The sequence below is a fragment of the Bradyrhizobium sp. LB14.3 genome (assembly GCF_040547985.1).
Lineage (GTDB): Bacteria > Pseudomonadota > Alphaproteobacteria > Rhizobiales > Xanthobacteraceae > Bradyrhizobium.
In genome coordinates, this window is sequence record NZ_JBEPQT010000086.1 from 1 (window position 1) to 1,718 (window position 1,718).

1 protein-coding gene is annotated in these 1,718 nt (G+C 63.8%); it reads left to right on the forward strand.

Features of this window, described 5'->3' with window-relative positions; translation table 11 throughout:
• The first annotated feature begins 80 nt into the window (after nt 1–80).
• Complete coding sequence (locus ABIB00_RS38925; RefSeq protein ID WP_247341006.1) at nt 81–1,247, forward strand: IS110 family RNA-guided transposase; 1,167 nt, start codon at nt 81–83, stop codon at nt 1,245–1,247.
• Nucleotides 1,248–1,718: the final 471 nt, after the last annotated feature.

The following is a 1,718-nucleotide window of genomic DNA, read 5'->3' on the forward strand; positions in this document are numbered from 1 at the left end:
CGAAGATTCCATGGGGAGTGGATAGCGACCAAGTCTGAGGCCAGACTGAGGTTGCAATACCACCCAACCTGGAGACGACGATGTTGCTCGATCATCCTTCCGACGGACCGACCGCTATCCGCACGCAGTTTGGCGCAATTTTTGTGTCTTTGGAACTGAGCCGTTCGACATGGCTGGTGACCTCGCTGTCGCCGGGCCATAGCGAGAAGATGTCCAAACACAGCGTGAAGGCCGGCGATCTTCCGGAACTTTTGAAGCTGTTTTCCGAGCTGAAGCAGAAGGCCCTGGCGCGAACGGGGGAAAGCTATCGGATCGTGAGCATCCAGGAGGCGGGGCTGGACGGGTTCTGGCTTCACCGCGCTCTGCAACAGGAAGACATTGAGAGCCACGTGGTCGATCCGGCCTCGATCGCGACCCCGCGCCGGCGCCGGCGCGCCAAGACGGACCGGCTGGATGGTGAGACGTTGTTGCGGTCGCTTCTGGCCTACAAGCGCGGCGAGCCGCGGGTCTGTGCGATGGTCGCTGCTCCCTCCCCGGAAGAGGAGGACCGTCGCAGGCTTTGCCGCGAGCGGCGGACATTGATCGCGGAGCGGATCGTGCATGTGAACCGGATCAAGGGTCTTCTGTTCGCACAAGGCATATTCGACTACGTGCCGATGCGGCGCAACCGCCGGGCAGCGCTCGATGTCCTGCGCACGGGGGACGGACGGGTGCTGCCGGCGCATTTGAAGGTCCAGATCGGCCGCGAACTCGACCGGCTCGAACTGCTGCTCGAGCAGATCGCGGCGGTGGAGCGCGAGCAGGATGCGTTGCTGGCCGCGAGCAGGCCGGCCGGAGGGACGGAGGGATCGAACCCGGTCGCGATGCTGCTCGACCTGAAGAGCATGGGTCCGAACTTCGCTGCCGTTCTCTGGACGGAGGCCTTCTGGCGACAGTTCGCCAACCGCCGCCAGGTTGCGTCCTATGCCGGTCTTGCGGCCACGCCCTGGCGCAGCGGCGGGATCGCGCGCGAGCAAGGCGTGTCGAAAGCCGGCAATCCGCGCCTGAGAACCACGATGATCCAGCTCGCCTGGTTATGGATCCGCCACCAGCCGCAATCGGCGCTGACCCGATGGTTCAACGCCAACAGCCCGCGCGGCCGCAAGCGCACGATCGTGGCGCTGGCGCGCAAGCTGCTCGTGGCCTTGTGGAAGTACGTGACCGCCGGCGTCGTGATTGAGGGAGCCGTGATGAAGTCCGCCGCCTGAGGCAACCCCTCTCACAGTCTTCAAACCAATCAGCCGAGGAACGATCAGCCTCGGCCGATCCGGGTGGACGAACCGATGGATTGCATGGCTTCAAATGCCGCAACGAAGAATGGTCCCGTCCTCTCGAGCCTGCCCCGCCGCAAGCGGAATGTTGGTGCAGTCGCGACCGCGCGACGACCGGATGTGAGTTTGATCTGGCACGCGAAACCAGATTGCGAAAACCGGCTCGAACCTGAGATCGCCTGACGAGAAGGAGCTATCCGCCCCGCATCCGCCCGACCACCAAAGCCTGATGGCGTGCTCGCTCGCGTCAAGGTCAAGCCGCTTCGCGGCGGCCCTCCGGGCCGACCTTGACACGATCTGCGCGCGCCATCCGAAAGACCCAGCGGTCGGGACGAAAAGCTGGCAGCAATCAAACAAAAAGCGGAACATCCGCCTTGACACACCAAATCCCCATGTGAGCAATCCAGA

What these genes read in the sequence shown, in the direction of transcription:
- ABIB00_RS38925 (WP_247341006.1), top strand. Translation starts at nt 81, where the DNA reads ATGTTGCTCGATCATCCTTCCGACGGACCGACCGCTATCCGCACGCAG.